This window comes from Verrucosispora sp. WMMC514, from assembly GCF_027497295.1.
Taxonomy (GTDB): Bacteria; Actinomycetota; Actinomycetes; order Mycobacteriales; family Micromonosporaceae; genus Micromonospora; species Micromonospora palythoicola.
In genome coordinates, this window is record NZ_CP114906.1 from 4,903,345 (window position 1) to 4,928,855 (window position 25,511).

19 protein-coding genes and 3 rRNA genes are annotated in these 25,511 nt (G+C 70.4%); 12 read left to right on the forward strand and 10 right to left on the reverse strand.

The features are described from left to right. Positions 1-9: 9 nt before the first annotated feature. The 4 genes from O7597_RS22835 to ppdK form a co-directional block, all read right to left on the reverse strand. A complete protein-coding gene (locus tag O7597_RS22835; RefSeq protein ID WP_281580643.1) occupies positions 10-906 on the reverse strand; it encodes a universal stress protein in 897 nt (298 codons plus the stop codon). After that, complete coding sequence (locus tag O7597_RS22840; RefSeq protein ID WP_281580644.1) at positions 903-3,545, reverse strand: cation-transporting P-type ATPase; 2,643 nt, start codon at positions 3,543-3,545, stop codon at positions 903-905. Before O7597_RS22840 ends, O7597_RS22835 begins: the two co-directional genes overlap by 4 nt. A gap of 309 nt (positions 3,546-3,854) precedes the next feature. Then, positions 3,855-4,295 carry a hypothetical protein gene (locus O7597_RS22845; RefSeq protein ID WP_269737366.1) on the reverse strand — a complete coding sequence of 147 codons (441 nt, stop codon included), beginning with the start codon at positions 4,293-4,295 and terminating at the stop codon, positions 3,855-3,857. A gap of 12 nt (positions 4,296-4,307) precedes the next feature. Beyond that, positions 4,308-6,968, reverse strand: a complete 2,661-nt coding sequence (ppdK, locus tag O7597_RS22850; RefSeq protein WP_281580645.1) for a pyruvate, phosphate dikinase — start codon at positions 6,966-6,968, stop codon at positions 4,308-4,310. Positions 6,969-7,097: 129 nt separating this feature from the next. Between ppdK and O7597_RS22855 the strand changes: the two genes are divergently transcribed. The 3 genes from O7597_RS22855 to O7597_RS22865 all read left to right on the forward strand — a co-directional run bounded on the left by O7597_RS22855 (position 7,098) and on the right by O7597_RS22865 (position 9,802). Further along, complete coding sequence (locus O7597_RS22855) at positions 7,098-7,598, forward strand: GNAT family N-acetyltransferase (protein WP_281580646.1); 501 nt, start codon at positions 7,098-7,100, stop codon at positions 7,596-7,598. Positions 7,599-7,647: 49 nt separating this feature from the next. Then, a complete protein-coding gene (locus O7597_RS22860) occupies positions 7,648-8,283 on the forward strand; it encodes a hypothetical protein (protein WP_281580647.1) in 636 nt (211 codons plus the stop codon). Between the two features lie 124 nt (positions 8,284-8,407). Then, positions 8,408-9,802 (forward strand): hemolysin family protein, encoded by a 1,395-nt coding sequence (locus O7597_RS22865; RefSeq protein ID WP_281580648.1) that lies wholly within the window; start codon positions 8,408-8,410, stop codon positions 9,800-9,802. A gap of 57 nt (positions 9,803-9,859) precedes the next feature. On the opposite strand, the gene O7597_RS22870 is transcribed toward O7597_RS22865, so the two are convergent. The 4 genes from O7597_RS22870 to O7597_RS22885 form a co-directional block, all read right to left on the reverse strand. Further along, the gene (locus O7597_RS22870) at positions 9,860-10,189 is read right to left on the reverse strand and encodes a PRC-barrel domain containing protein (RefSeq protein ID WP_269737389.1); all 330 of its coding nucleotides are present in this window, start codon (positions 10,187-10,189) and stop codon (positions 9,860-9,862) included. After that, entirely contained in the window at positions 10,176-10,556 is a 381-nt protein-coding gene (locus tag O7597_RS22875; protein WP_281580649.1) for a hypothetical protein, read from the reverse strand. Before O7597_RS22875 ends, O7597_RS22870 begins: the two co-directional genes overlap by 14 nt. Beyond that, on the reverse strand, positions 10,553-11,779 hold the full coding sequence (locus O7597_RS22880; RefSeq protein ID WP_281580650.1) for a divalent metal cation transporter: 1,227 nt from the start codon (positions 11,777-11,779) through the stop codon (positions 10,553-10,555). Before O7597_RS22880 ends, O7597_RS22875 begins: the two co-directional genes overlap by 4 nt. 189 nt (positions 11,780-11,968) lie before the next feature. Continuing rightward, positions 11,969-12,349, reverse strand: coding sequence for a PaaI family thioesterase (locus O7597_RS22885; protein ID WP_281583303.1), 381 nt, complete (start codon positions 12,347-12,349; stop codon positions 11,969-11,971). Positions 12,350-12,462: 113 nt separating this feature from the next. Here O7597_RS22885 and tyrS point away from each other — a divergent pair, with 113 nt between their 5' ends. The 4 genes from tyrS to rrf all read left to right on the forward strand — a co-directional run bounded on the left by tyrS (position 12,463) and on the right by rrf (position 19,589). Next, positions 12,463-13,749, forward strand: coding sequence for a tyrosine--tRNA ligase (tyrS, locus tag O7597_RS22890; protein ID WP_281580651.1), 1,287 nt, complete (start codon positions 12,463-12,465; stop codon positions 13,747-13,749). A 621-nt stretch (positions 13,750-14,370) separates the two neighbouring features. Then, positions 14,371-15,885, forward strand: a 16S ribosomal RNA gene (locus O7597_RS22895). 377 nt (positions 15,886-16,262) lie between these two features. After that, positions 16,263-19,372: ribosomal RNA gene (locus O7597_RS22900) — 23S ribosomal RNA — on the forward strand. A 100-nt stretch (positions 19,373-19,472) separates the two neighbouring features. After that, positions 19,473-19,589: ribosomal RNA gene (rrf, locus tag O7597_RS22905) — 5S ribosomal RNA — on the forward strand. The 16S, 23S and 5S rRNA genes sit together here, the layout of an rRNA operon. A 94-nt stretch (positions 19,590-19,683) precedes the next feature. On the opposite strand, the gene O7597_RS22910 is transcribed toward rrf, so the two are convergent. Continuing rightward, positions 19,684-21,288, reverse strand: a complete 1,605-nt coding sequence (locus O7597_RS22910) for a hypothetical protein (RefSeq protein ID WP_281583364.1) — start codon at positions 21,286-21,288, stop codon at positions 19,684-19,686. On the opposite strand from O7597_RS22910, the gene O7597_RS22915 reads away from it, so the two are divergent. Continuing rightward, positions 21,253-22,161 (forward strand): Replicase polyprotein 1ab, encoded by a 909-nt coding sequence (locus O7597_RS22915; RefSeq protein WP_269737404.1) that lies wholly within the window; start codon positions 21,253-21,255, stop codon positions 22,159-22,161. The genes O7597_RS22910 and O7597_RS22915 overlap by 36 nt on opposite strands. Then, the gene (locus O7597_RS22920; protein WP_269737393.1) at positions 22,158-23,171 is read left to right on the forward strand and encodes an HAD-IIA family hydrolase; all 1,014 of its coding nucleotides are present in this window, start codon (positions 22,158-22,160) and stop codon (positions 23,169-23,171) included. The genes O7597_RS22915 and O7597_RS22920 overlap by 4 nt, the downstream gene beginning before the upstream one ends. A gap of 5 nt (positions 23,172-23,176) precedes the next feature. Here the strand turns inward: O7597_RS22920 and O7597_RS22925 are convergent, their stop codons facing one another. Then, positions 23,177-23,515 carry an SCP2 sterol-binding domain-containing protein gene (locus tag O7597_RS22925; RefSeq protein WP_164450069.1) on the reverse strand — a complete coding sequence of 113 codons (339 nt, stop codon included), beginning with the start codon at positions 23,513-23,515 and terminating at the stop codon, positions 23,177-23,179. Between the two features lie 111 nt (positions 23,516-23,626). Here O7597_RS22925 and O7597_RS22930 point away from each other — a divergent pair, with 111 nt between their 5' ends. From O7597_RS22930 to O7597_RS22940, 3 genes are all read left to right on the forward strand, one after another. After that, the gene (locus O7597_RS22930; RefSeq protein WP_281580652.1) at positions 23,627-24,223 is read left to right on the forward strand and encodes a hypothetical protein; all 597 of its coding nucleotides are present in this window, start codon (positions 23,627-23,629) and stop codon (positions 24,221-24,223) included. 79 nt (positions 24,224-24,302) lie between these two features. Next, positions 24,303-24,521 (forward strand): hypothetical protein, encoded by a 219-nt coding sequence (locus O7597_RS22935; RefSeq protein ID WP_281580653.1) that lies wholly within the window; start codon positions 24,303-24,305, stop codon positions 24,519-24,521. Between the two features lie 16 nt (positions 24,522-24,537). After that, entirely contained in the window at positions 24,538-25,398 is an 861-nt protein-coding gene (locus O7597_RS22940; protein WP_281580654.1) for a TlyA family RNA methyltransferase, read from the forward strand. The last annotated feature ends 113 nt before the right edge of the window (positions 25,399-25,511 follow it).

The following is a 25,511-nucleotide window of genomic DNA, read 5'->3' on the forward strand; positions in this document are numbered from 1 at the left end:
CACCACCGGTCAGGTCCCCTCGACCGTACGCAGCTTCCGGACGATCGCCAGCGGGCAGTGGGCGTGGTGCAGCACGGCGTGGCTGACCGAGCCGAGCAGCAGCCCGCCCAACGCGCCACGTCCCCGCGCGCCGACCACCACCAACTGGGCGGTGCGGGACTCCTCCACCAGCGCCCGGCCCGGGGAACCGCGCACCAACCGCCGCCGCACCGGCACCTCCGGATACCGCTCGGACCAGCCGGCCACCGCCTCGGCGAGGACGCGCTCCTCCTCGTTCCGGAAGGCGTCCAGGTCGTAGACCAGGGGCAGGATGTCACCGGGACCGACCGGCGTCGGATAGAGCCAGGCGTGCACCGCGACCAGCTCGGTGCCGCGCCACGCCGCCTCCTCGAAGGCGAACCGGACGGCCTCCTGGGACAGCTCCGAACCGTCGACGCCGACCACCACGGGTCCGTCCGCCCGCGATTCGCCGCGCACCACCAGCACCGGGGCGTCGGCGTGGGCGCTGACCTGGACGGCCACCGAGCCGAGCAGCAGCCCGGCGAAGCCGCCCAGGCCACGGTTGCCGAGGACGACAAGCGCCGCGTCCCGGGCCTCGCCGAGCAGCACGCTGCTCGCCGACCCGTCGACCACCTCGGCGGTCACCGCCACCTCCGGGGCGACCTTCCCGGCCTCGGCGACGGCGTCGGCGAGGTGCCGCTCGGCCTGGTTGCGTAGCCCACCATCGGCCGGCGCACCCGGCGCGGGACCCAGCGGCACGCCCATCAACGGCCAGATGAACGCGTGTACGACGCGCAGCGGGCGGTGCCGGTACGCGGCCTCCCGCGCGGCGGCACGCACCGCGTGCAGGGCGATCTCGGAACCGTCCACGCCCACCACGACGGGGGCGCCGGTGTTGCTGGTCATCGCATCTCCTTCTCGACTCCGCTGTCAGCCTTGCGTACCGACGGCGTCAGGGTGGACAGATCGGTTGCCGCCGTACGCCGGGTCAGCCGCAGCGCCAGGCCGGGCAGGACGCTCACCGCGGCACAGGCCAGCAGCTCGGTGACGCCGAGGACCTCGGTGCCGAGCAGCTCCCGCAGCGGGGGCAGCAGCACCCCGGCCACCTGGAGCAGCGCGGAGGCGGCGACCGCGAGCGGCAGCGCCAGGTTGCCCCGCCGCTGTCCGGCCGGTCGTGGCGCGCGGACCGCCAGCGCGACCCCGAGCTGCGCCAGGCCGAGAACGATGAAGATCACCGACTGCCAGGGCCGGTCCCAGTGGGCGGCGAGCACGCCCGCGCCCAGGGTCACCGCCGCGATCAGCGCGCCGCCGACCAGGATCTGCCGGCCCAGCCCCGCGCCGAGCACCGACTCCTGCGGCGAGCGTGGCACCCGGCGCAGGGAGCCCGGCTCGGCCGGTTCGGCGCCCAGCGCCACCCCGGGCACCCCGTGGGTGAGCAGGTTGATCCAGAGGATCTGGGCCGGCAGCAGCGGCACGGGCAGGCCGAACAGCGGCCCGAGCAGCATCACCGCGATCTCGGCCACCCCACCGGAGAGGGCGTAGCGCAGGAACCGGCGGATGTTGTCGTAGATCCGGCGACCCTCACCGATCGCGGCGGTCACCGTGGACAGGTCGTCGTCGACCAGCACCAGGTCGGCCGCCTGCCGGGCCACCTCGGTACCGCCACCCATCGCCACCCCGATGTCGGCCCGGCGCAACGCCGGCGCGTCGTTGACGCCGTCGCCGGTCATCGCCACCACATGACCCCGGGACTGCAACCCGGCGATGATGTCGAGCTTCTGCTCCGGCTGCGTACGCGCGTACACCCGGGTCGCCGGTGGTGCCGCGGCGGGATCACCGTCGTCACCGCGTACCACCGGGTCGCCCTCGCTCCACAGCCCCAGCTGACCGGCGATGGCCGCCGCGGTGGCCGGATGGTCGCCGGTGACCAGCACCAGCCGCACGCCGGCGTCGGCGAAACCGTCGGCGATGTCCGGCGCCGCGGCGCGCAGCGGATCGCCGACCGCGACCAGACCCAGCGGGCGCAACCCCTCGGGACGCGCGGGGTCGGCCGGCGCGGTGTCCAGCACGGCGGCGGCCAACGCCAGCACCCGCAGCCCGGCACCGGCCAGCCGGTGCGCGGCGGCGGTCAGGGCGGCCAACTCGTCGGCGTCGGCGTCGAGCAGCGGCGCGGTGAGCACGTTCTCCGGGGCGCCCTTGCACACCACCAGGTAGCGACGGTCGCAGGAGCGGTGCACCGTGGTCATGCGGCGTAGCTGCTGGTCGAAGGGGTGCTCGGCGACCCGGGGCCAGGCGTTGCGGATGGTCTGCGGATCCAGGCCGCAGCGGGCCGCGAAGGCCACCAGGGCCGCCTCCAGCGGATCGCCCACCGCACCCCAGCGGGGTCGCTGCTCGGTCGGCGGGGCGAGGGTCGCGTCGTTGCAGAGCAGCCCGGCCCGGGCCAGCCGACGCAGCTCGTCCGGCACCGCCACCGGCGCGCCGTCGCGGTGCACCGTGCCGTGCGGGGCGTACCCGCTGCCGGTGACCCCGAACACGGCACCGTCGCCGGTGACCGCCGACTGCACGGCCATCCGTCCCTCGGTCAGGGTGCCGGTCTTGTCCGAGGCGATCACGGTGACCGAGCCGAGCGTCTCCACCGCGTGCAGCCGGCGGGGGATCGCCCGGGCCGCCGCCATCCGACGTGCCCCCAGCGCCAGCGCCAGCGTCACCACCGCCGGCAGCGACTCCGGCACCGCGGCGACCACCAGGCTCACCGCGGTGACCGCCATGTCCACCAGGGGACGACCGCTGAACACGCCGACGGCGAAGACCAGCCCGGACAACACCACGGCGACGACGCCGAGGATCCGGCCGAGCGAGGCGAGCCGGCGCTGCAACGGGGTCGCCGTCGGCCGGGTGCTGGCCGCCAGGGTGGCGATCCGGCCCAGCGCACTCGTCGCGCCGGTGCGCACCACCGTGCCGACGGCCCGACCGGTGGTCACCACCGTGCCGGCGCTGGCCTCCTCGCCCGCCGCCCGGGACACCGGCACCGACTCGCCGGTCAACGCCGACTCGTCCAGGTGCAGCCGGCTCGCGTCGTGCAGCAGCAGGTCGGCCGGGACCACGTCGCCGGCCTCGACCCGGACCAGGTCGCCCCGGACCAGCTCGGTGGCGGGCAGCACCGCGTCCCGGCCGTCCCGCACCACCCGGGCGGTCGGCGCGGCGAGCTGGTCGAGCGCGGCGATGGCCCGGTCGGCGCGTACCTCCTGCACCACCCCGATCGCCGTGTTCACGGCGACCACGAGCAGGATCACCACGGTGTCGGGGTAGTCCCGCAGCACCGTGGTGACCACGGCGGCGGCCAGCAGCAGGGCGACCAGGGGATCGGAGAGCTGGTGCAGGACCCGCGTCGCCAGATGCCGGCGGGGCGGTGTCGCGGCGGCGTTGGGGCCGTCCGCCTGTAGCCGCCGGGCGGCCTCGGTCGAGCTGAGCCCGGTGGCGGGTGCCGTCACGACGATGCTCTCCCCGCGTACGCCACCGTCCGCGACCTGGACCTGTCCGGTCACCGTCCGCTCCGCCCTGTGCGTCGGGCGCACCCCGACGGCCCGCCCCTTCGACACCAGCCTCGCCGAGGCCGGCGCCGCCCGGCAGGGGCGATCCGCCCGCGCGCCCCGGGACCAACGGCCCTGCCAGCCCGTCCCACCGTGGTGTCGGTGATGCCGCGCGCAGCTGGCCCGTCGGGCCCGTACCGACTGCCGCCCGAGCGACATCGGTCATGATCCGAGCAGCATCCGTGCTGCTGCTGCCTCCGTCCGGTCCGAGGCAGCAGCAGCACCGAAAGTGCTCGCCGTGGCGTACCCGCCCGACGCTGCGGCTCAGCGTTCGGCGACCAGGCGGCGGGCCCGCAACAGGCGGGCCCACCAGGGGCGGGCAGCCCGGGGAGCCGGAGCGCGTACCCCCCGGAAGCTGACCCAGCCGCCCGGGCCCATGGTCAACCGCGCGACCGCGGGTGGCCTGCGCCGACCCAGCACCGTCACCCCGGCGGTGACCAGCCCGACGGCCAGCACCCCGGCGGTGGCGACCAGCAGTCGATCCGGGTCGGGCAGCGGCCGGTACCGCACGCGTCCGGCGGTCGCGACGAACACGCCGACCGGGCGTCCGTCGCGGGTCACCGGCACCAGAGCGGCCGGCGGCGTGCCGGGCAACTCCAGCACCGGCCCGACCGACAGCGGCGGTGCCGGCTGCTGCGCCGTTTCCGGGGCCGGTCGGGGCTGGGCCAGCGGCACCGACCCGGTGGCATTGAAGATGGCGGTCATCTCAGGCACCTCCTATCGGGCGTCGGAGCCGACGCAGTCCGGCGTCACCGCGGCCCGGCCGGCGGCCAGGCGGGCGATCGGCACCCGGTACGGCGAGCAGGAGACGTAGTCGAGTCCGGCCTCGGCGAAGAACTCCACCGACTCCGGGTCACCGCCGTGCTCGCCGCAGACCCCGACCGTCAGCCCGGGTCGCGCCGCGCGGCCCTCGGCCACCGCCAGGCGGACCAGCCGGCCCACCCCGGCGACGTCGACGGTCTCGAACGGTGACGCCTCGACGATGCCCCGCTCCAGGTAGTCACCGAGGAACGAGCCCTCCCCGTCGTCGCGGGAGAACGCCCACGTGGTCTGGGTCAGGTCGTTGGTGCCCAGGGAGAAGAACTCCGCCTCGCCCGCGATCGCCCCGGCGGTCAGCGCCGCGCGCGGCGTCTCGACCATCGTGCCGACCGGGATCGGCGGCGCACCCGGCACGGTGGCCAGCATGTCGGCCACCTCGGCCCGCACCGCCGCCAGCTCGTGCACGTCGACGACCAGCGGCACCATGATCTCCGGGCGCGGGTCGCCGCCCTCGGCCACCCGCCGCGCCGCCGCCTCCGCCACGGCCCGGACCTGCATCGCGAACAGGCCCGGCACCACCAGACCCAGGCGGACCCCGCGCAGGCCCAGCATCGGGTTGCTCTCCTGCATCCGGCGGACGGCGGCCAGCAGCACCGCGTCGCGACCCGGCTGCTGCCCGAGCGCCTCCGCCCGGGCTACCCGCGCGGCCAGTTCGGGCAACGGGGGGAGGAACTCGTGCAACGGCGGGTCGAGCAGCCGGATGGTCACCGGCAGGCCGTCCATCTCCGCGAGGATCGCGACGAAGTCCTCCCGCTGCAACGGCAGCAGCTCCGCCAGCGCGGCGTGGACCTCGTCCAGCCCGTCGGCCAGGATCAACCGCTCCACCAGGGCCCGGCGGGCACCGAGGAACATGTGCTCGGTCCGACACAGCCCGACCCCGTCCGCGCCGAGCGCCCGCGCCCGCGACGCGTCGGCGGGAGTGTCGGCGTTGGCGCGTACGCCGAGCCGGCGCACCGAGTCCGCGTGCCGCAGCAGCCGGTCCACCGCCGAGACCAGCCGGTCGGACTGCGGCGCCAGTTCACCGGCGAGGTAGCGGGTCACCGGGGAGGGCCGCACCGGCACCTCGCCGAGATAGATCCGCCCGGTGGTGCCGTCGATGGAGACTAGGTCACCGGCCCGGACCGTGGTGTCGCCGACCCGGAACTCGCCGCGCTCCGGGTCGATCTGCAGCGCCTCCGCGCCGCAGACGCAGGTACGCCCCATGCCCCGGGCGACCACGGCGGCGTGCGAGGTCTTGCCGCCCCGGGCGGTGAGGATCCCGGCGGCGGCGATCATGCCGGGCAGGTCGTCGGGGTTGGTCTCCCGGCGGACCAGGATCACCGGCCCGTCCGCCGCGGTCGCGGCGGCGTTGTCGAAGACCACCCGGCCGGCGGCGGCCCCGGGGGAGGCACCCACGCCCGTGGCGAGCGGCTCGGGCGTGGCCTGCGGGTCGAAGGTGGGGAACATCAGCTGGGCCAGTTGCGCCCCGCTGACCCGGGTCAACGCCTCGTCCCAGCTGATCAGACCCTCGTCGGCCAGCTGGGCGGCGATCACGAACGCCGCCGCCGCGGTGCGCTTGCCGACCCGGGTCTGCAGCATCCACAACCGGCCCCGTTCGATGGTGAACTCCACGTCGCACAGGTCCCGGTAGTGCCGTTCCAGCGTCGTCATGATCCCGGTCAGCCGCCGGTAGCTGGCCGGGTCGAGCCGCGACAGCTCGTCCAGCCCGACCGTGTTGCGGACTCCGGCCACCACGTCCTCGCCCTGGGCGTCGGACAGGTAGTCGCCGTACACGCCGGGCGCGCCGGTGGCCGGATCGCGGGTGAACGCCACCCCGGTACCCGAGTCCGGGCCCAGGTTGCCGAAGACCATCGCCATCACGTTGACCGCCGTGCCCAGGTCGTCGGAGATGTGCTCGCGGCGTCGGTAGAGCACCGCCCGGGAGGCGTTCCACGACTCGAAGACCGCCCGGATCGCCAGGTACAGCTGCTCGTGCGGGGCCTGGGGGAACTCGTGACCGACCCGGTCGGCGAACACCTTCTTGTACGTCTCGACCAGGCCGTGCAACTGCTCCGCGGTCGGGCCGTCCGGCCCGGCGGTGGCCCGCAACGCGTCCAGTTCCCGGTCGAACTCCTCGGCCGGCACGCCGTGCACCGTCCGACCGAACATCTGGATCAGCCGTCGGTACGAGTCCCAGGCGAACCGCTCGTCGCCGCTGATCCGGGCCAGCCCGGTCACGGTGGCGTCGTTGAGCCCGATGTCCAGGATCGTCTCCATCATCCCGGGCATCGAGTAGCGCCCGCCGGAACGGACGGCCAGCAGCAGCGGTTCGGCCGGGTCGCCGAGCCGCCGGCCCAGCCGCACCTCGACCTCCCGCAGATGAGCGTTCACCTCGTCGAACAGTCCGTCGGGCACCGCCTTGTCGGCGAGGTACGCCCGGCAGGCGTCCGTGCTGACGGTGAATCCGGGCGGCACCGGCAGCCCGAGCCGGGTCATCTCGGCGAGGTTGGCGCCCTTGCCGCCGAGCAGGTCGGCCATCTCTCGGCCACCCTCGATGAAGTCGTACACGTACCTGGTCATGACCCGGCCTCCACTTCGCCGTCGATGCCTCTGCCTCGTTGGTAGCAACGCCGCATCCCGCGGGGGCAGGGCCGAAAGCCGATCCGAACCGGGCCGGTGGTCCCCACCCGCAACGCGTATGGTCGGCCGGTGACCGATGACCTGCGGCTACGCCCGGTACGCGAGGACGACCTGGTGGAGTTCTTCGTCCACCAGCTCGACCCGGAGGCCAACCGGATGGCCGCCTTCGGCGCCGCGGATCCGACGGACCGGCGGGCGTTCGCCGCGCACTGGGTCCGCATCCTCACCGGCCCGGAGAACCTGGCCCGCACGGTGACCGTCGACGACACGGTGGTCGGTCACGTGCTGGCCTTCCCCGTCGACGACGCGTTCGAGGTCAGCTACTGGATCGACCGGCCGCACTGGGGCCGTGGGTACGCCACCCGGGCCCTGACCGCGCTGCTGCGGGAGGTCACCCGCCGGCCACTGTTCGCGCGGACGGCCACCGACAACGCCGCGTCGCTGGCGGTGCTGCGCCGCTGCGGCTTCGTCGTCCGGGGGACCGAGCGGGCGTACGCACCGGGCCGCGGCCACGAGATCGACGAGTACGTCCTGGAACTGCCGCCGTCAACCGGCACCGACCCGGCGTGATCCGCCCCCTGACACCGGGGCTGACCAGGGCGGCGACTACCCTCGCGGGGTGAACTGGCTGGAACTGGTCGGCTGGGCCGGCTCCGCGTTGCTGGTCTGGTCGTTGCTGCAGACGCGCATCCTGCGGCTGCGCGCCCTGAACCTGGTCGGCTGTGCCGTCCTGATCGGCTACAACGCCACGATCCGGGTGTGGCCCATGGTCGGGCTGAACGTGGTGCTGGCCGTGATCAACATCTGGTACCTGCGGCGGCTGCTCACCACCCGCCACGACGAGCAGACCTACCAGGTGGTGCAGGTGGGTGCCGACGACGCGTTCCTGGCCCACACGCTGCGGGTGCACGCCGCCGACATCGCCCGGTTCAACCCGGGTTTCCGTCCCGACCGGCCGGTCGGTCGGTCGGCCTTCCTGGTGGTACGCGCCGACGAGGTCGTCGGTGTGGTACTGGTCCGCGACGTCGGCGACGGGGTGGCCCAGGTCGACCTGGACTACGTCACTCCGCCGTTTCGTGACTTCACCCCCGGCGAGTTCGTCTACCGGCGCAGCAGCCTGTTCACCGACCGTGGGTTCCGCCAGGTGCTGAGCCCACCGGGCATGATCGCCCCGTACTACCACCGCCTCGGGTTCCGCCGCGCGGGGGAGTCGTACGTGCTGGACCTGCCGGCGCCGGCGCTGCCGCAGGGCTGAGCGCGCGCCCCGGCCCCACCTGGTGATGATTCACCGCCGGAGCGAGTGGGCATAGGCTCCGCTACGCCGGCGGGGCCGCCACCGGCGGCGCCACGGGGCGCGGTCCAGCGAGGGAGAACCAGGCGTGCAGAGCTACTGGAGCCAGCTGGCCCTGGTCGCGGTCCTGATCGTGGTGAACGCGATCTTCGCCGGCAGTGAGCTGGCGCTGGTGTCGCTGCGCGACAGCCAGGTCCAGCGACTGGAACGCAGCGGACGCACGGGTCGGGTGCTGGCCCGGCTGGCCCGCGACCCGAACCGCTTCCTGGCCACCATCCAGATCGGCATCACGCTTGCCGGGTTCCTCGCCTCGGCGGCCGCCGCGGTGTCGCTGGCCCAGCCGCTGGTTCCGCTGCTGGACGGCGTCTTCGGCCGGGCCGCCGGCCCGATCTCCGTGGTGCTCGTCACGCTGGTGCTGACCTTCATCACCCTGGTCTTCGGTGAGCTGGCCCCGAAACGGATCGCCATGCAGGTTCCGGAGCGGTGGGCGCTGCTCGTCGCCCGCCCGCTGGATCTGCTCGCCGGCTTCACCCGGCCGGTCGTCTGGGTGCTCGGCGCCACCAGCGACCTGGTGGTACGGCTGGTCGGCCTGGACCCCAAGCCCGAGCGGGACGAGATCAGCCCGGACGAGCTGCGGGACATCGTGGCCGGCCACCACGGCTTCACCAAGGAGCAGCAGACCATCATCGCCGGCGCGGTGGAGATCGCCGAGCGCAGGCTGCGGGCGGTGCTGGTGCCGCGGCTGCGGGTCTTCTGCCTGGACAGCGGCACCACCGCGGAGGCCGCCCGACTCGTGCTGGCCGCCTCCGGGCACTCCCGCGCGCCGGTGGTACGCCACGGCGGCCTGGACGACTCGGTGGGCGTCATCCACCTGCGGGACCTGGTCGGCGTCGGTGACGATCAGCCGGTCGACGAGTACGCCCGTCCGCCGCTGCTGCTGCCGGACTCGGTGCCGGTGGTCGACGCGCTGCGCCGGTTCAAGGCCGAACGCCAGCACATGGCCCTGGTCGTCGACGAGCGCGGCGCCGTCGAGGGCATCGTCACCCTGGAGGACATCCTCGAGGAGATCGTCGGGGAGATCTACGACGAGACCGACCGGGATGTCGGTGCGGTCCGCACCGACGACGACGGGGCGCTGCTGCTGCCGGGCACCTTCCCCGTCCACGACCTGCCCGACATCGGCGTGGAGCTGCCCGGACGGCCGGACGGCGACTACACCACCGTGGCCGGGCTGCTGCTGGCCGGTCTCGGCCGGATCCCGCACGCCGGGGAGCAGCTCACCGTCGACGGCTGGCGGCTGGAGGTGACGCTCGCCGACGACCGCGCGGTCTCCGGTGTCCGGCTGCGCCGGACGGCGACGGGACCCGCGGACCCGGACGCTGCCGAGACGACCGGACAGGCGGCGGACGAACCCGACGCGCAGCCGGAGGCGGCAGGGCCGTCGGTCGACTCCCCGTCGGTGCTGGACCGCACCCGGCACTGAGCACCGTGCGAACGGGTCCGACCGCGCGGGCCGCCGACGTAGCCACGCACGGCCGGCTCAGGCAGGCTCCGGGCCAGCGTCGCGCGGCCGACCCGGATCGGGCGGACCAGGCAGCGGCGGGTCCAAGCGCACCCGGTGCACCGGCACCTGCCAGGTGCTCCGAGCGAGCAGTCGGGCCAGCGCGCGGATCGCCCAGGGACCGGACGGGTGCCGTTGCGGACCGATCAGCCGGCCACTCAACCGGCCGTACCAGTGCCGGGTGACGACCAGGTCGGTCAGCCGCAGCGGGCCGTCGGCGGGGCCACGGAGCACGAGGTCCACCACCCGACCCAGGCGCCGGCCCTGTGGGTCGTACGCGGTACGCCCCAACAGGTCACCCGCTCGCACGGTGCGCCCCCGGAATCCGATCGATCACGTGCCGGCGCAACCACTGCTCCACCGGCGAGGTGGGCAGTTCGTCGGCCCGCACCCGCAGCCACACCGCACTGTCGACCCGTTCGACGAGCGCGTACGGGATGCGTAGCGGCGCCATCGGCCGGTCCGTGACGAATCGCTCGGCGGTCAGCACCAGCATCCGGCCGAGGCGACCGCCGACCCGCTGGCCGAGCGCACCCGGCCCGCTGAGCAACGACCGCAGGTACGGCACCCCGTCCGCGTCGAGCGCGAACTCCACGTCGTCGACCTTGCCGACCAGCCGCCCGTCCCGGTCGACCAGCTGCCGGTCGAGCAGCTCCTGGCTGATCTGGATCCTCACTGGCCCATCCTCGTACCGATCGCCAGCGGCACGGCGACGATCGAGGCCGCGAGGATGACCAGCAACAGCACCGCGCCCAGCAGGTTGAGGGCTCGGCCGTTGACCCGGTCACCGAGGTAGGTGCGGTCGTTGGCGACCACCAGGATCGGCAGGTAGGTCAGCGGCAACGCCACCGCGCTGATGATCAGCATGTATTCGGTGAGGGTCACCGGGTCGACCGTGGTGAGCAGCGCGAGCACCCCGAGCAGCACGCTGACCAGCAGCACCGTGTGGAAGCGGGCCGCCTCGTGCGGGCTCACCCGTTTGCCCCACTGCCAGCCGAAGTACTGCGCGGCCGCGTACGCGGCGGACAGACCGGTCTCCAACGCGGCGCCGAAGGTGACCGCGAAGAACGCCAGCGCGGCCACGGCCAGGCCGACCGAGCCGAAGGCCAGCACCACCGGATGGGCGACCTGGTCGAGACCGTCCACCGACAGGCCGGCGGGGCGCAGCACCACCGTGGCCGTGGCCATCAGGGACAGCGCGAGGAAGCCGCCGACCGGAAAGCCGACGAGCACGCTGAAGCGGGCGTCGGCCAGGTCGGTGGCGCTCCACCGTTCCTCGACCCCACCGGAGGAGAAGAAGAAGACCTCGTACGGGCTGACCGTCGAGGCGAACAGCGCGACCGCGACGAACCAGTACGCCCCCCATCCCTGACCCGAGTCGCCAGGTGTCACCGCACCGCGCCCGAGCGCCGCCCAGTCGGTCGGCAGCCAGAACAGGGCGACGGCGAACACCACCAGGGCGAGCCCGGCCAGCCCGAAGACCCGTTCCATCACCGGGAACCTCATCCGCCACAGCACCAGCCAGACCGCGATCCCGGCGACCGGCACCCAGAGCAGGTACGGCACGCCGGTGGCCAGCCGCAACGCCAGCGCCACCCCACCCAGTTCGGCGGCCAGCGTGATCACCGTGACCAGGTACGACGCCACCAGGTTGAGCAGCGCCATCCGCGCGCCGAGCCGCTCCCGGACCAGGTCGAACACCGCCCGCCCGGTCACCGCCGCGATCCGTCCGGCCATTTCCGCGTACGCGCAGATGGCGACGACCCCGAGCAGCAGTACCCAGGTGTGCGCCATGCCGAAGCGGGCACCGGCCTGGCCGGCGGCGACCAGGTCGCCGATGTCGACGAAGCCGCCGACCGCGGACAGGATGCCGAGCGTGGCGGCGAGAAGCTTCCTCACGTCGGCGGTACGGGCTCGGTCATCGACGCGACGATAACGCCACCAAAGCCGCCAGCTACCCGAAACCGCCCTCAGCGCTGCTCAGGCACGGCGGTGACGATGAGCGGCGGTCGGGCAGCGCGCAGTGTCCTGTCGACGGTGTGCGGCCGGCTCGGCGACCCGGCCGCCCTGGTCGGGGCGCGGCTCCGGTCAGTCCGTGGCCGGGTAGAGGTTCTGGAGGCGGACCTGGCCACGGGCGACCAGCCGCCCGTCCGCGTCCGTGATCTCCACCTGCCACAGTTGCTGGCTGCGCCCCCGGTGCACCGGGGTGCCGACCGCGACCAACTCACCCTCGCCCACGGCCCGCAGGAAGTCGGTCTGGTTGGACACGCCGACCACCCGCCCGCGCTCACCCAGCCAGACACCGGCGCCCAGGCTCGCCGCCGTCTCCACCACCGAGCAGTGGACCCCGCCGTGCAGGATGCCGTACGGCTGGTGCAACTCCGGGCGGACCCGCCAGCGAATCGTGACCCGGTCCCCGCTGATCTCGTCCAACTCCAGTCCGAGCAGGGCGAAGAAGCCACCCGACATCGTCGACACGTCCACGGCCACCTCCATGATCTTGGACTGGTCAGCCTAGTGCCGGTGCCCGTCGCCGGAACCCGGTAGGGCCGGACCGGGCTGATGGGGGACAATCGGTGATCGTGACCGACAGCACCCTCCCGCCGGCCCGGCGGGACTCCCTGACCGATGACCTGCGCTGGCGGGGCCTGCTCCAGGACTCCACCGACCCGGACGAGCTGCGCGCGCTGCTCGACGGCCCGGGAGCCGCCTTCTACGTGGGCTTCGACCCGACCGCGCCGAGCCTGCACGTCGGCCACCTGATGCAGGTCACCACCGCCCGCCGCCTCCAACTCGCCGGGCACCGGCCACTGCTGCTGGTCGGCGGCGCCACCGGGCAGATCGGTGATCCGAAGGAGAGCGCGGAACGGACCCTCAACCCGCCGGAGGTCGTGGCGAGCTGGGTGCAGCGGATCCGTGACCAGCTCGCGCCATTCGTGTCGTATACCGGGGACCACGCCGCCCGCCTGGTCAACAACCTGGACTGGACCGGCGAGATGTCGGTGGTGGAGTTCCTGCGCGACGTGGGCAAGCACTTCCCGGTCAACCGGATGCTGGCCCGCGAGGTGGTCCGGGCCCGGCTGGAGAGCGGGATCAGCTTCACCGAGTTCAGCTACCAGCTGCTGCAGGCCAACGACTTCTTCGAGCTGCACCGGCGGCACGGCTGCCAGCTCCAGTTCGGTGGCTCGGACCAGTGGGGCAACATCACCGCCGGGGTCGACTACGTCCGGCGGCGCGGGCTCGGGCCGGTCCAGGCGTTCACCACCCCGCTGGTGACCAAGTCGGACGGCTCGAAGTTCGGCAAGACCGAGGGCGGCGCGATCTGGCTCGATCCCGAGATGACCAGCCCGTACGCCTTCTACCAGTTCTGGATCAACGTCGACGACCGGGACGTGGGCCGCTACCTGCGCTACTTCAGCTTTCGCAGCCGGGAGGAGCTGGAGGAGCTGGAGAAGGAGACGGCGGAGCGGCCGGCGTCCCGGGCCGCTCAGCGCGCTCTCGCCGAGGAGTTGACCACCCTGGTGCACGGCGAGCGCGAGATGGCTCAGGTGGTCGCGGCCAGTCAGGCGCTCTTCGGCCGGGGCTCGCTCGACGAGCTGTCGGCGGTGACGCTGCGCGCCGCCCTCACCGAGGCCGGGCTGGTACGCCTCGACGACCTGCCGGACGTGGCCACCCTGTTCAAGGAGTCCGGCCTGGTGCCGAGCATGAAGGAGGCCCGGCGGGTGATCGCCGAGGGTGGCGCCTACGTCAACAACATCCGCGTCGTCACGGCGGACGCTGTGGTTTCGCCGGCGGACCTGCTGCACGACAGGTACCTCGTGCTCCGGCGGGGCAAGCGTTCCTTCGCCGGGGTGGAGGTCGCGTCCTGACCCTGCCGGCCAGGTGTGACGCGGGACGCGCCCGGCGGATTTGACGATCAATCCGCCGGGCGCGTAGCTTTCTCTCTGCCAGCGCGGAACGGACGAACAGGGCGAAAGCCTCAGGCCGGAGCGCAGGTAGACCTTTCGGGCCAAGAGCTACGGCCAGGCGCTCGAACCGGGTGGTGCCCCAGATTCGTCGGGAGGCGGATTTGGCGGGGCGAAACCGACCGGGTATGATTGACGACCGGCAGGGCCCCAGGCGCGCTCGCGGGAGACCGCAGCGGCTGGCCTGCCACAACCACGACAGGAACGGCGAGAGCCGGCTTGCTCGTGGTGCCCGGAGAAATGGGTGGAAGTTGCGACAGACCGGTGCAAGCCGGTTTGACACGACAGAAACCACCGGGTAACGTAGTAAAAGTGCCCGGTGCGGTTGTGGTCGGGTGTGGTGCCCCGGATGGGATCCACGGTGTGGGTTTCGGATGGTGTGTGGTTGTTCTTTGAGAACTCAACAGGGTGCTTGATAAGCCAGTGCCAAGTTTTGTTTGATTCCCGGGCTGGCCAGTTTTTCTGGTTGGTTTGGATTCCTTTGGCAACAATTTGGTTTGTTGCTGGGATGGATTTTCCAGGTTTTTGTTGGAGAGTTTGATCCTGGCTCAGGACGAACGCTGGCGGCGTGCTTAACACATGCAAGTCGAGCGGAAAGGCCCTTCGGGGTACTCGAGCGGCGAACGGGTGAGTAACACGTGAGCAACCTGCCCTAGGCTTTGGGATAACCCCGGGAAACCGGGGCTAATACCGAATATTCACTTGCGGACGCATGTTTGTGGGTGGAAAGTTTTTCGGCTTGGGATGGGCTCGCGGCCTATCAGCTTGTTGGTGGGGTGATGGCCTACCAAGGCGACGACGGGTAGCCGGCCTGAGAGGGCGACCGGCCACACTGGGACTGAGACACGGCCCAGACTCCTACGGGAGGCAGCAGTGGGGAATATTGCACAATGGGCGGAAGCCTGATGCAGCGACGCCGCGTGAGGGATGACGGCCTTCGGGTTGTAAACCTCTTTCAGCAGGGACGAAGCGCAAGTGACGGTACCTGCAGAAGAAGCGCCGGCCAACTACGTGCCAGCAGCCGCGGTAAGACGTAGGGCGCGAGCGTTGTCCGGATTTATTGGGCGTAAAGAGCTCGTAGGCGGCTTGTCGCGTCGACTGTGAAAACCCGTGGCTCAACTGCGGGCCTGCAGTCGATACGGGCAGGCTAGAGTTCGGTAGGGGAGACTGGAATTCCTGGTGTAGCGGTGAAATGCGCAGATATCAGGAGGAACACCGGTGGCGAAGGCGGGTCTCTGGGCCGATACTGACGCTGAGGAGCGAAAGCGTGGGGAGCGAACAGGATTAGATACCCTGGTAGTCCACGCTGTAAACGTTGGGCGCTAGGTGTGGGGGGCCTCTCCGGTTCTCTGTGCCGCAGCTAACGCATTAAGCGCCCCGCCTGGGGAGTACGGCCGCAAGGCTAAAACTCAAAGGAATTGACGGGGGCCCGCACAAGCGGCGGAGCATGCGGATTAATTCGATGCAACGCGAAGAACCTTACCTGGGTTTGACATCGCCGGAAATCTCACAGAGATGTGGGGTCCTTCGGGGCCGGTGACAGGTGGTGCATGGCTGTCGTCAGCTCGTGTCGTGAGATGTTGGGTTAAGTCCCGCAACGAGCGCAACCCTCGTCCCATGTTGCCAGCAATTCGGTTGGGGACTCATGGGAGACTGCCGGGGTCAACTCGGAGGAAGGTGGGGATGACGTCAAGTCATCATGCCCCTTATGTCCAGGGCTTCACGCATGCTACAATGGCCGGTACAATGGGCTGCGATACCGTGAGGTGGAGCGAATCCCAAAAAGCCGGTCTCAGTTCGGATCGGGGTCTGCAACTCGACCCCGTGAAGTCGGAGTCGCTAGTAATCGCAGATCAGCAACGCTGCGGTGAATACGTTCCCGGGCCTTGTACACACCGCCCGTCACGTCACGAAAGTCGGCAACACCCGAAGCCGGTGGCCCAACCCTTGTGGAGGGAGCCGTCGAAGGTGGGGCTGGCGATTGGGACGAAGTCGTAACAAGGTAGCCGTACCGGAAGGTGCGGCTGGATCACCTCCTTTCTAAGGAGCACCATCCCGCGAAGGTGGGTATGGAGCCCGCGCTGTCCGAGTGTGATGGTGGGGTGCTCATTGGCGGAGACACTGGTGAGTCGGTGCCGGCAACGGCCGAAATTTTCTCTTAGTACAGCCACTGTTGGTGGTGGGAACGGGTTTTCGGTGCGGCTGGTGGTTGGCGTAGAGCACCCTGTTGGGTCCTGAAGGAACAACCCGTGTGGTTGGTCTTTCAGAGCCGTGGACGGATCCTTGGTGGGGTTTGTCAGGCGCCAGGCATGGCCTGGTCTCGCATACCGCCGGCGGTGGTCGGGTCTGGTGTGGGGCTTGTGGGTTGTGGGTTGGTTGTTTGTTGAGAATTGCACAGTGGACGCGAGCATCTTTGTGGTCAAGTTGTCAAGGGCGGACGGTGGATGCCTTGGCACCAGGAGCCGATGAAGGACGTGGGAGGCCGCGATAGGCCTGGGGGAGCTGTCAACCGAGCTGTGATCCCAGGGTGTCCGAATGGGGTAACCCGGCATCAGTCATGTGATGTCACCTGCACCTGAACTCATAGGGTGTGTGGAGGGAACGCGGGGAAGTGAAACATCTCAGTACCCGTAGGAAGAGAAAACAATAGTGATTCCGTGAGTAGTGGCGAGCGAAAGCGGATTGAGGCTAAACCGGTTGCGTGTGATACCTGTCAGGGGTTGCGTGGTCGGGGTTGTGGGACCCTGCTACACGAGCTGACACTCGTGTGAGGAGTGATAAAGCCAGTTGTTAGCTGAATGGTCTGGAAAGGCTGACCGTAGACGGTGATAGTCCGGTAGGTTAAAGCAGCTGGTCTTCTGTGGGTGTTCCCGAGTAGCGGCGGACTCCTGAAATCTGCCGTGAATCTGCCAGGACCACCTGGTAAGCCTAAATACTTCCTGGTGACCGATAGCGGACGAGTACCGTGAGGGAATGGTGAAAAGTACCCCGGGAGGGGAGTGAAATAGTACCTGAAACCGTTCGCCTACAATCCGTCGGAGCCTTGCGGGGTGACGGCGTGCCTTTTGAAGAATGAGCCTGCGAGTTAGTGGCATGTGGCGAGGTTAACCCGTGTGGGGGAGCCGTAGCGAAAGCGAGTCTGAAGAGGGCGTTTGAGTCGCATGTTCTAGACCCGAAGCGGAGTGATCTAGCCATGGGCAGGCTGAAGCGCGGGTAAGACCGTGTGGAGGGCCGAACCCACCAACGTTGAAAAGTTGGGGGATGACCTGTGGTTAGGGGTGAAAGGCCAATCAAACTCCGTGATAGCTGGTTCTCCCCGAAATGCATTTAGGTGCAGCGTCGTGTGTTTCTTGCCGGAGGTAGAGCACTGGATGGTCTAGGGGGCCTACAAGCTTACCGAAATCAGCCAAACTCCGAATGCCGGTAAGTGAGAGCGCGGCAGTGAGACTGCGGGGGATAAGCTTCGTAGTCGAGAGGGAAACAGCCCAGATCACCAGCTAAGGCCCCTAAGCGTGTGCTAAGTGGAAAAGGATGTGGGGTCGCATAGACAACCAGGAGGTTGGCTTAGAAGCAGCCACCCTTTAAAGAGTGCGTAATAGCTCACTGGTCAAGTGGTTCCGCGCCGACAATGTAGCGGGGCTCAAGCACACCGCCGAAGCTGTGGCACTCACACAATGACTTCGCATCACTCTTCGGGGTGGTGTGCAGGTGTGTGGGTGGGTAGGGGAGCGTCGTGCCGGGGGTGAAGCAGCCGAGTGATCGAGTTGTGGACGCGGCACGAGTGAGAATGCAGGCATGAGTAGCGAAAGAAGGGTGAGAAACCCTTCCGCCGGATGACCAAGGGTTCCAGGGCCAGGTTAATCCGCCCTGGGTGAGTCGGGACCTAAGGCGAGGCCGAGAGGCGTAGTCGATGGACAACGGGTTGATATTCCCGTACCCGCGAAGGAGCGTCCCTGACGAACCTCGTTGTGCTAACCACCCGAACCAGCCGAGACCTTCGGGTCGAGGTTGGGGAGCGTGGGAACCTGGCGGGTAGTAGTCAAGCGATGGGGTGACGCAGGAAGGTAGCTGAGCCCGGCCGGTGGTTGTGCCGGGGTAAGCGTGTAGACCGCATCATAGGCAAATCCGTGGTGCATGAAGGTTGAGACGTGATGCCGAGCCGATTCAGGTGAAGTCAGTGATCCTATGCTGCCGAGAAAAGCCTCTAGCGAGTTTCGAGCGGCCCGTACCCCAAACCGACACAGGTGGTCAGGTAGAGAATACCGAGGCGATCGGGCGAACTGTGGTTAAGGAACTCGGCAAATTGCCCCCGTAACTTAGGGAGAAGGGGGGCCGGAGACGTGAAGCCCCGCGCGGGTGGAGCGTTGTATGGCCGCAGAGAGCAGGGGGAAGCGACTGTTTACTAAAAACACAGGTCCATGCGAAGAAGTAATTCGATGTATATGGACTGACGCCTGCCCGGTGCTGGAACGTTAAGGGGACCTGTTAGCTCTTCGGGGCGAAGCGGAGAACTTAAGCGCCAGTAAACGGCGGTGGTAACTATAACCATCCTAAGGTAGCGAAATTCCTTGTCGGGTAAGTTCCGACCTGCACGAATGGCGTAACGACTTCCCCACTGTCTCAACCACAGGCCCGGCGAAATTGCAGTACGAGTAAAGATGCTCGTTACGCGCGGCAGGACGGAAAGACCCCGGGACCTTTACTATAGCTTGACATTGGTATTTGAGTCGGCTTGTGTAGGATAGGTGGGAGCCGGTGAAGCTCATACGCCAGTATGGGTGGAGGCAATCTTGAAATACCACTCTGGTTGATTCGGGTATCTAACTTCGGACCGTTATCCGGTTCAGGGACAGTGTCTGGTGGGTAGTTTAACTGGGGCGGTTGCCTCCTAAAGGGTAACGGAGGCGCCCAAAGGTTCCCTCAGCCTGGTTGGCAATCAGGTGTTGAGTGCAAGTGCACAAGGGAGCTTGACTGTGAGACTGACGGGTCGAGCAGGGACGAAAGTCGGGACTAGTGATCCGGCACTTGCGTGTGGAAGCGGTGTCGCTCAACGGATAAAAGGTACCCCGGGGATAACAGGCTGATCTTCCCCAAGAGTCCATATCGACGGGATGGTTTGGCACCTCGATGTCGGCTCGTCGCATCCTGGGGCTGTAGCAGGTCCCAAGGGTTGGGCTGTTCGCCCATTAAAGCGGTACGCGAGCTGGGTTTAGAACGTCGTGAGACAGTTCGGTCCCTATCCGCCGTGCGCGTAGGATACTTGAGAAGGGCTGTCCCTAGTACGAGAGGACCGGGACGGACGAACCTCTGGTGTGCCAGTTGTCCCGCCAGGGGCACGGCTGGTTAGCTACGTTCGGAAGGGATAACCGCTGAAAGCATCTAAGCGGGAAGCCTGCTTCAAGATGAGGTATCCCACCACCTTCGGGTGGGTAAGGCCCCCAGCTAGACGACTGGGTTGATAGGCCGGAAATGTAAGCCCGGTAACGGGTTCAGTTGACCGGTACTAATAGGCCGAGGACTTGACTACAACGATCGCTCGCGTCCACTGTGTAACTCACAACAAACAAACACACACCCCTGACACGATGCTGTCAGCAAATTGGTGTTGTTTGACATGTTGATAAGGTTACGGCGGTCATGGCGGAGGGGAAACGCCCGGTCACATTCCGAACCCGGAAGCTAAGCCCTCCAGCGCCGATGGTACTGCACCCGGGAGGGTGTGGGAGAGTAGGACACCGCCGGACACACGTCACAGTCGAGGGCCACCCGGAATCGGGTCGGCCCTCGACTGCGTTGCGTCGTTGATACGGCGTACTCAGGAAGGATGTACCTGTGAGTTCAGCACCTCAGGGCGGGGACCGCCCCCGGGGTTACCAGGGTCGACCGGCGGATCGGGACGGCGGACCTCGCCGCGACGACCGCCCGTCGCGCCAGGACCGGGGAGAGGAACGAGGTTCTCGCGACGACCGCGGGTACGGCAGCGACCGCTCCCGGTCCGGCGGCTTCCGTCGAGACGGTGACCGCCGTGAGGGCGGCTTCCGGGACAGTGGCCGCTCGGGCGGTGGCTACCGGGGCGAGCGCAGCGACCGTGGCTTCGGCGGGCGCGACGGCTCCGGCGACCGGGACCGTGGAACTGGCGGCTTCCGTGGCGGCGAACGCCGCGACTCCGACCGTCGTGAGGGTGGGTTCCGGCGCGACGATGGCGAGCGCTCCGGCGGCTTCCGCGGCGGCGACCGGACAACCGGCGGATTCCGTAGCGAACGCCGTGACGGCGGCGGCTTCCGTCGAGACGGTGACCGCCGTGAGGGCGGCTTCCGGGGCAACGACCGCGGCGGCAGCGAACGCCGCGAGGGTGGCTTCCGTGGCGGTGACCGTCGTGAGGGTGGTTTCCGCGACGGTGAGCGCCGCGAGGGTGGCTTCCGTGGGGGCGACCGTCGTGAGGGTGGCTTCCGGGACGGTGAGCGCCGCGAGGGTGGCTTCCGTGGGGGCGACCGTCGTGAGGGCGGGTTCCGTGGGGGCGACCGCCGTGAGGGTGGCTTCCGGGACGGTGAGCGCCGCGACGGTGAGCGCCGCGAGGGTGGCTTCCGTGGGGGCGACCGTCGTGAGGGTGGCTTCCGGGACGGTGAGCGCCGCGAGGGTGGCTTCCGTGGGGGCGACCGTCGTGAGGGCGGGTTCCGTGGCGGCGACCGTCGGGACGGCGGGTTCCGTGGGGGCGACCGCCGTGAGGGTGGCTTCCGCGACGGTGAGCGCCGCGAGGGCGGCTTCCGTGGGGGCGACCGTCGTGAGGGTGGCTTCCGGGACGGTGAGCGCCGCGAGGGCGGGTTCCGTGGCGGCGACCGTCGTGAGGGTGGCTTCCGGGACGGTGAGCGCCGCGAGGGCGGGTTCCGTGGCGGCGACCGTCGTGAGGGTGGCTTCCGGGACGGTGAGCGCCGCGAGGGTGGCTTCCGTGGGGGCGACCGTCGGGACGGCGGATTCCGTGGGGGCGACCGTCGTGAGGGTGGCTTCCGGGGCGGTGACCGTCGTGAGGGTGGTTTCCGCGACGGTGAGCGCCGCGAGGGTGGTTTCCGTGGCGGCGACCGCCGCGAGGGTGGCTTCCGTGGCGGCGACCGTCGGGATGGCGGGTTCCGGGGTGAGCGCCGCGAGGGTGGCTTCCAGGGCCGGGACGGCGCTCGCGGAGCGGGCGGCTTCGCCGATCGCCGCGACGGTGGATTCCGTCGTGGCGCGGATGAGCGTGGCGGCGACCGCCGTGGCGGCGGATTCCGGGACGACCGGGACGGTGAGCGTCGCTTTGGACGGCGTGCGGACGCACCCGGCTCGGCCGATGAGGGGCGTACGGAGGCGCCGGCGCTGCCTGACGAGATCGTCGCGACCGACCTGGACAAGGACGTCCGGGCCGAGCTGCTGTCGCTGGCGAAGCCGGTCGCGGATACCGTCGCCCGGCATCTGGTGGCGACCGGGCAGCTGATCGACGAGGATCCGACCGAGGCGCTCGCCCACGCACTTGCCGCTCGACGGCTCGCATCACGGATCGCCGCGGTACGGGAAGCTGTGGGCTTGGCCGCGTACCACGCGGGGGAGTGGCAGTCGGCAATCGCCGAGCTGCGGACGTACCACCGGATGAGCGGTGCGCAGAGCCACCTTGCGGTGATCGCGGACAGCGAGCGGGCACTGGGCCGGCCCGAGCGTGCCATCGACCTGTTCCGTGGCGCCGACCAGGAGAAGCTCGATCCGGCCGTCGCCGTCGAACTGCTGATCGTCGCTGCCGGCGCCCGTGGCGATCTCGGCCAGCGGGACGCCGCCGTGGCGATGCTCCAGGTCCCCGAGCTGACCACCGATGCCGTGCAGCCGTGGACGGCACGACTGCGGTACGCGTACGCCGACGCTCTGTTGGCCGTGGGACGGCGGACCGAGGCGCGGGAGTGGTTCTCCCGTGCGGCGGAGGTGGACGCCGAGGCGGAGACCGACGCCGCCGAGCGGCTGCTCGAACTCGACGGTGTGGTCATCGAGGGCGACGACGAGGACGAGGTGGCCGAGGAACTGGCTGCCGGTCCGGGTGCCCCTGGTGCGGTGCCGGCCCGTCCGGACGCCGGCTCGTCGAGCGTGACGGTCGACAGCGACCAGGATGACCCGGCCGGGGACGACCTCGGGTCGGACGAGCCGATGGTCGAGGCGACGGTCGACGCGGACCCCACGGCCCAGGACCTGGCGGCCGACCCGCCGGACACTGACGATGAGGGGAACGCGGACGCGGAGCCGGCCGGCGGGACCACCCGCGAGGCGGAGGGGACCGAGGAACCGGAGGCACGGCAGCGATGAGCGGGGACCGGCTGGTCGACGGTTACGCCCTGGTCGTCTTCGACCTGGACGGGGTGATCTACCTGATCGACCAGCCGATTCCCGGCGCGGTCGAGACGGTCGCGCGGCTGCACGGTGAGGGCCGCGCGGTCGCGTACGCGACGAACAACGCCTCGCGTCGCGCCGCCGACGTGGCCGACCTGCTCACCGGGATGGGTGTGCCGGCCCGACCGGAGGAGGTTCTCACCAGCGCCGCCGCGGCCGCCCAACTGCTGGGTAAGCGCCTACCGGCCGGTGCGCCGGTGCTGGTGGTGGGAGCCGACGCGCTCCGAGCGGAAATCAGCGAGGCCGGCCTCAAGCCGGTCGCCACCGCCGACGAGGCCCCGGTCGTGGTCGTCCAGGGGTACGGCCCACAGGTCGGCTGGGCCGATCTCGCCGAGGCGGCGGTGGCGGTACGGGCCGGCGCGACCTGGGTGGCCACGAACACCGACCGCACCCTGCCCAGCGGACGTGGCCCGTTGCCCGGCAACGGCGCTCTGGTGGCCGCGCTGGCCACCGCGCTCGGCCGGGACCCGGACGAGATCGTCGGCAAGCCCGCACCGGAGCTGTTCGCCACCGCCGCCCGGCGGGCGGACGGCGCTGCGGCGGTGGTCGTGGGCGACCGGCTGGACACCGACATCGAGGGCGCGAACCGGGCCGGCCTGGACAGCCTGCTGGTCCTCACCGGGGTCAGTGACGCCGCCGAGCTGCTCGCCGCGCCCGCCGAGCGACGGCCGACGTACGTCTCGTGGGATCTGACCGGGCTCTTCGACGCCGATGGTGTGGTGCGGGTGCCGGCACCGGACGCCGACCACGGCGGCTGGCAGGTGAGCACCGGAACCGACGAGTGGCGGCTGTCCGGGGCGGGACGTGAGCTGGACGCGCTCGCCGCACTTTGTGCGGCTGCCTGGCGCGGCCACCGGGTCGGCCCGGTCCGGCCGGAGTCGCCGGCTGCGGGCCAGGCGTTGGCGCGGCTCGGCCTGGTCTCCTGACCGGCTCAGAGCAGCTTGCGCAGCTTCATCAGGTCGAACGGGTTGGCCTTGATCGACACGCGGCGGTTGGCGACCGCGCGGGTGACGTCGAGGTCACCGCGCACCAGGGCCACCAGATCGTCACTGGTGGTGCTCATGGCGATCTTCGCCTTCGGGTCGTCGCCGTCGGCGAGCTCCACCAGCCGGCCGCCGGTGATCCGACCGTGGAAGGCGGTCTCCAGGTCGGTGATCCGGCAGGCCAGGGTGCGATCCAGGTCCACGCGATCACGGACGGTCTCCGCGTTGCGTTCGAGCCGGGCGGCCAGATCCTGCAACGCCTGCCGACACTCGTCCACCGTGGCCACCGATCGCCTCCTCGCCACACCACGTCGTCTCCCGGCACCGTACCGCACGGGACGGTTCCGACGGCCCGGTAGCGTGACACGTGCACAGCCGCCGGGCGAAAGGACTCAGGCATGCAGGACGCGTGGCGCGCCTACCTCGAACTGGCCATGGGCCTGACGGAGGCGCCCCGGAAGAAGGCACAGGACGCGGTACGCCGGGCGATGGGGTCAACCGGTGCCACGGCCGCTCAGCTGCAGACCCTGGCCGAGGAGTTGCGGTCGACCGGCGCGGCCAACCGTGAGGCCCTGACCAAGCTGGTGCGGTTCGAGGTCGAGCGGGCGCTCGGTGTGGTGGGCCTGGCCACCGCTGAGGAGGTCGCCGAACTGGACCGCCGGGTGCGCGAGTTGGAACGCCAACTCCGGGCTACCGGCGGGTCTCCCACCGGCGGCACCGCGCCCGGTCCCGTGACGACCGCCGGCACCGCCGACAGCCCCTCGGTGGGCACCCCGCCGACCGCAGCCGCGGCCCCACCGGCGAAGACGGTCGCGAAGAAGACGGTGGCGAAGAAGGCGGTCGCGAAGAAGGCGGTCGCGAAGAAGGCGGTGGCGAAGAAGACCGTGGCCACGAAGGGAGGCGGCACAGTCGTGCGTACCGCCGATGGTGAGCCGGCGCCGCGACCGGCCAAGGCCGCGCCGCCGCGCCCGCCGCGCCCGGACGGTGTCGCGTGACCGGGCGTCCCGTCGGGGCCGCACGCGGCGACACGGCCCCCGGCCACCGTGCCGGGCCGGCCCCGCGCGAGGGGGCGGCATGACCGCGCCGCTGCCAGGTCCGACCGGTCCGCGCCCCGGCCCACCGCCGCAGCGCTGGACCGGCGAGAACGGGCAGGACGACACTCATCCGGCGGTCGACGCCGCCGTGCAGGCGATCGCCAACGCCGCGACGCTGGGCCCCGCCGACCAGATCGCACAGTACGAGGCCGCGTACCAGACGCTGCGGGAGACGCTGGCCACCATCGACCAGGCCTGAGGAGGCGCGTCCGTCCATGGCACGGCGTAACCGGTTGGACGCCGAACTCGTCCGTCGCGGTCTGGCCCGCTCCCGCGAGCAGGCGGTCGCGCTGGTGGAGGCCGGCCGCGTGCAGCTGCGTGGGGTGCCGGCCCGCAAGGCCGCCGCCATGGTCGATCCCGCCGATCCGCTGCTGGTCAGCGGTGCCGACCCGACCTCGGAGTACGTCTCCCGGGGTGGGCACAAGCTGGCCGGCGCGCTCGCCGCCTTCGCCACCGCCGGGCTGGTGGTGGCCGGTCGACGCTGCCTCGACGCCGGGGCGTCCACCGGCGGTTTCACCGACGTGCTGCTGCGCGCCGACGCCGCCGAGGTGGTCGCGGTGGACGTCGGTTACGGCCAACTGGCCTGGTCGCTGCGGAATGACTCCCGGGTGCGGGTTCACGAACGCACGAACGTGCGGACGCTGACTCCCGAGTCGATCGGTGGCCCGGTCGACCTGACCGTCGCCGACCTGTCGTTCATCTCGTTGCGGCTGGTGCTGCCGGCCCTGGCGGCGTGCACCCGGGCCGACGGTGACCTGGCCCTGATGGTCAAACCGCAGTTCGAGGTGGGTCGCGAGCGGGTCGGCGCCGGTGGGGTGGTGCGCGATCCGGAGCTTCGGGCGCGAGCGGTGCTGGATGTCGCCGCGGCGGCCGCGACGCTGCGGTTGGGGCTGGCGGACCTGGCGGCCAGCCCGCTGCCCGGGCCGAGCGGCAACGTCGAGTTCTTCGTATGGTTACGCCGGGATGCGCCACCGGCCGACCCGGACCGGGTACGGACCGTGGTGACGGCCGGGCCACGCGGCCCGGTGCCGTCCGGCGACCGGCCGGACGAGGCGACGGAGGAGGTGGCCACGTGAGCGAGCGAAGCGAGCGAACCATTTGGCGCAGCAGCGCGGGGGCTCGCGTCGCCGGCGCGCGGAGCGGGGCGGCGACGTGAGCGAGCGAAGCGAGCGAACCGTCTGGCGCGGCA

Excerpts from the sequence above, each read along its gene's own strand:
- O7597_RS22835 (WP_281580643.1), bottom strand. The coding sequence starts at position 906 with ATGACCAGCAACACCGGCGCCCCCGTCGTGGTGGGCGTGGACGGTTCC.
- O7597_RS22845 (WP_269737366.1), bottom strand. The coding sequence starts at position 4,295 with ATGACCGCCATCTTCAATGCCACCGGGTCGGTGCCGCTGGCCCAGCCC.
- ppdK (WP_281580645.1), bottom strand. The coding sequence starts at position 6,968 with ATGACCAGGTACGTGTACGACTTCATCGAGGGTGGCCGAGAGATGGCC.
- O7597_RS22885 (WP_281583303.1), bottom strand. The coding sequence starts at position 12,349 with ATGTCGGGTGGCTTCTTCGCCCTGCTCGGACTGGAGTTGGACGAGATC.
- O7597_RS22910 (WP_281583364.1), bottom strand. The coding sequence starts at position 21,288 with ATGCCGGGCGACGGTATCCGCGACCGGCTTCGCCAGCGACAGCAGCTC.
- O7597_RS22920 (WP_269737393.1), top strand. The coding sequence starts at position 22,158 with ATGAGCGGGGACCGGCTGGTCGACGGTTACGCCCTGGTCGTCTTCGAC.
- O7597_RS22930 (WP_281580652.1), top strand. The coding sequence starts at position 23,627 with ATGCAGGACGCGTGGCGCGCCTACCTCGAACTGGCCATGGGCCTGACG.
- O7597_RS22935 (WP_281580653.1), top strand. The coding sequence starts at position 24,303 with ATGACCGCGCCGCTGCCAGGTCCGACCGGTCCGCGCCCCGGCCCACCG.
- O7597_RS22940 (WP_281580654.1), top strand. The coding sequence starts at position 24,538 with ATGGCACGGCGTAACCGGTTGGACGCCGAACTCGTCCGTCGCGGTCTG.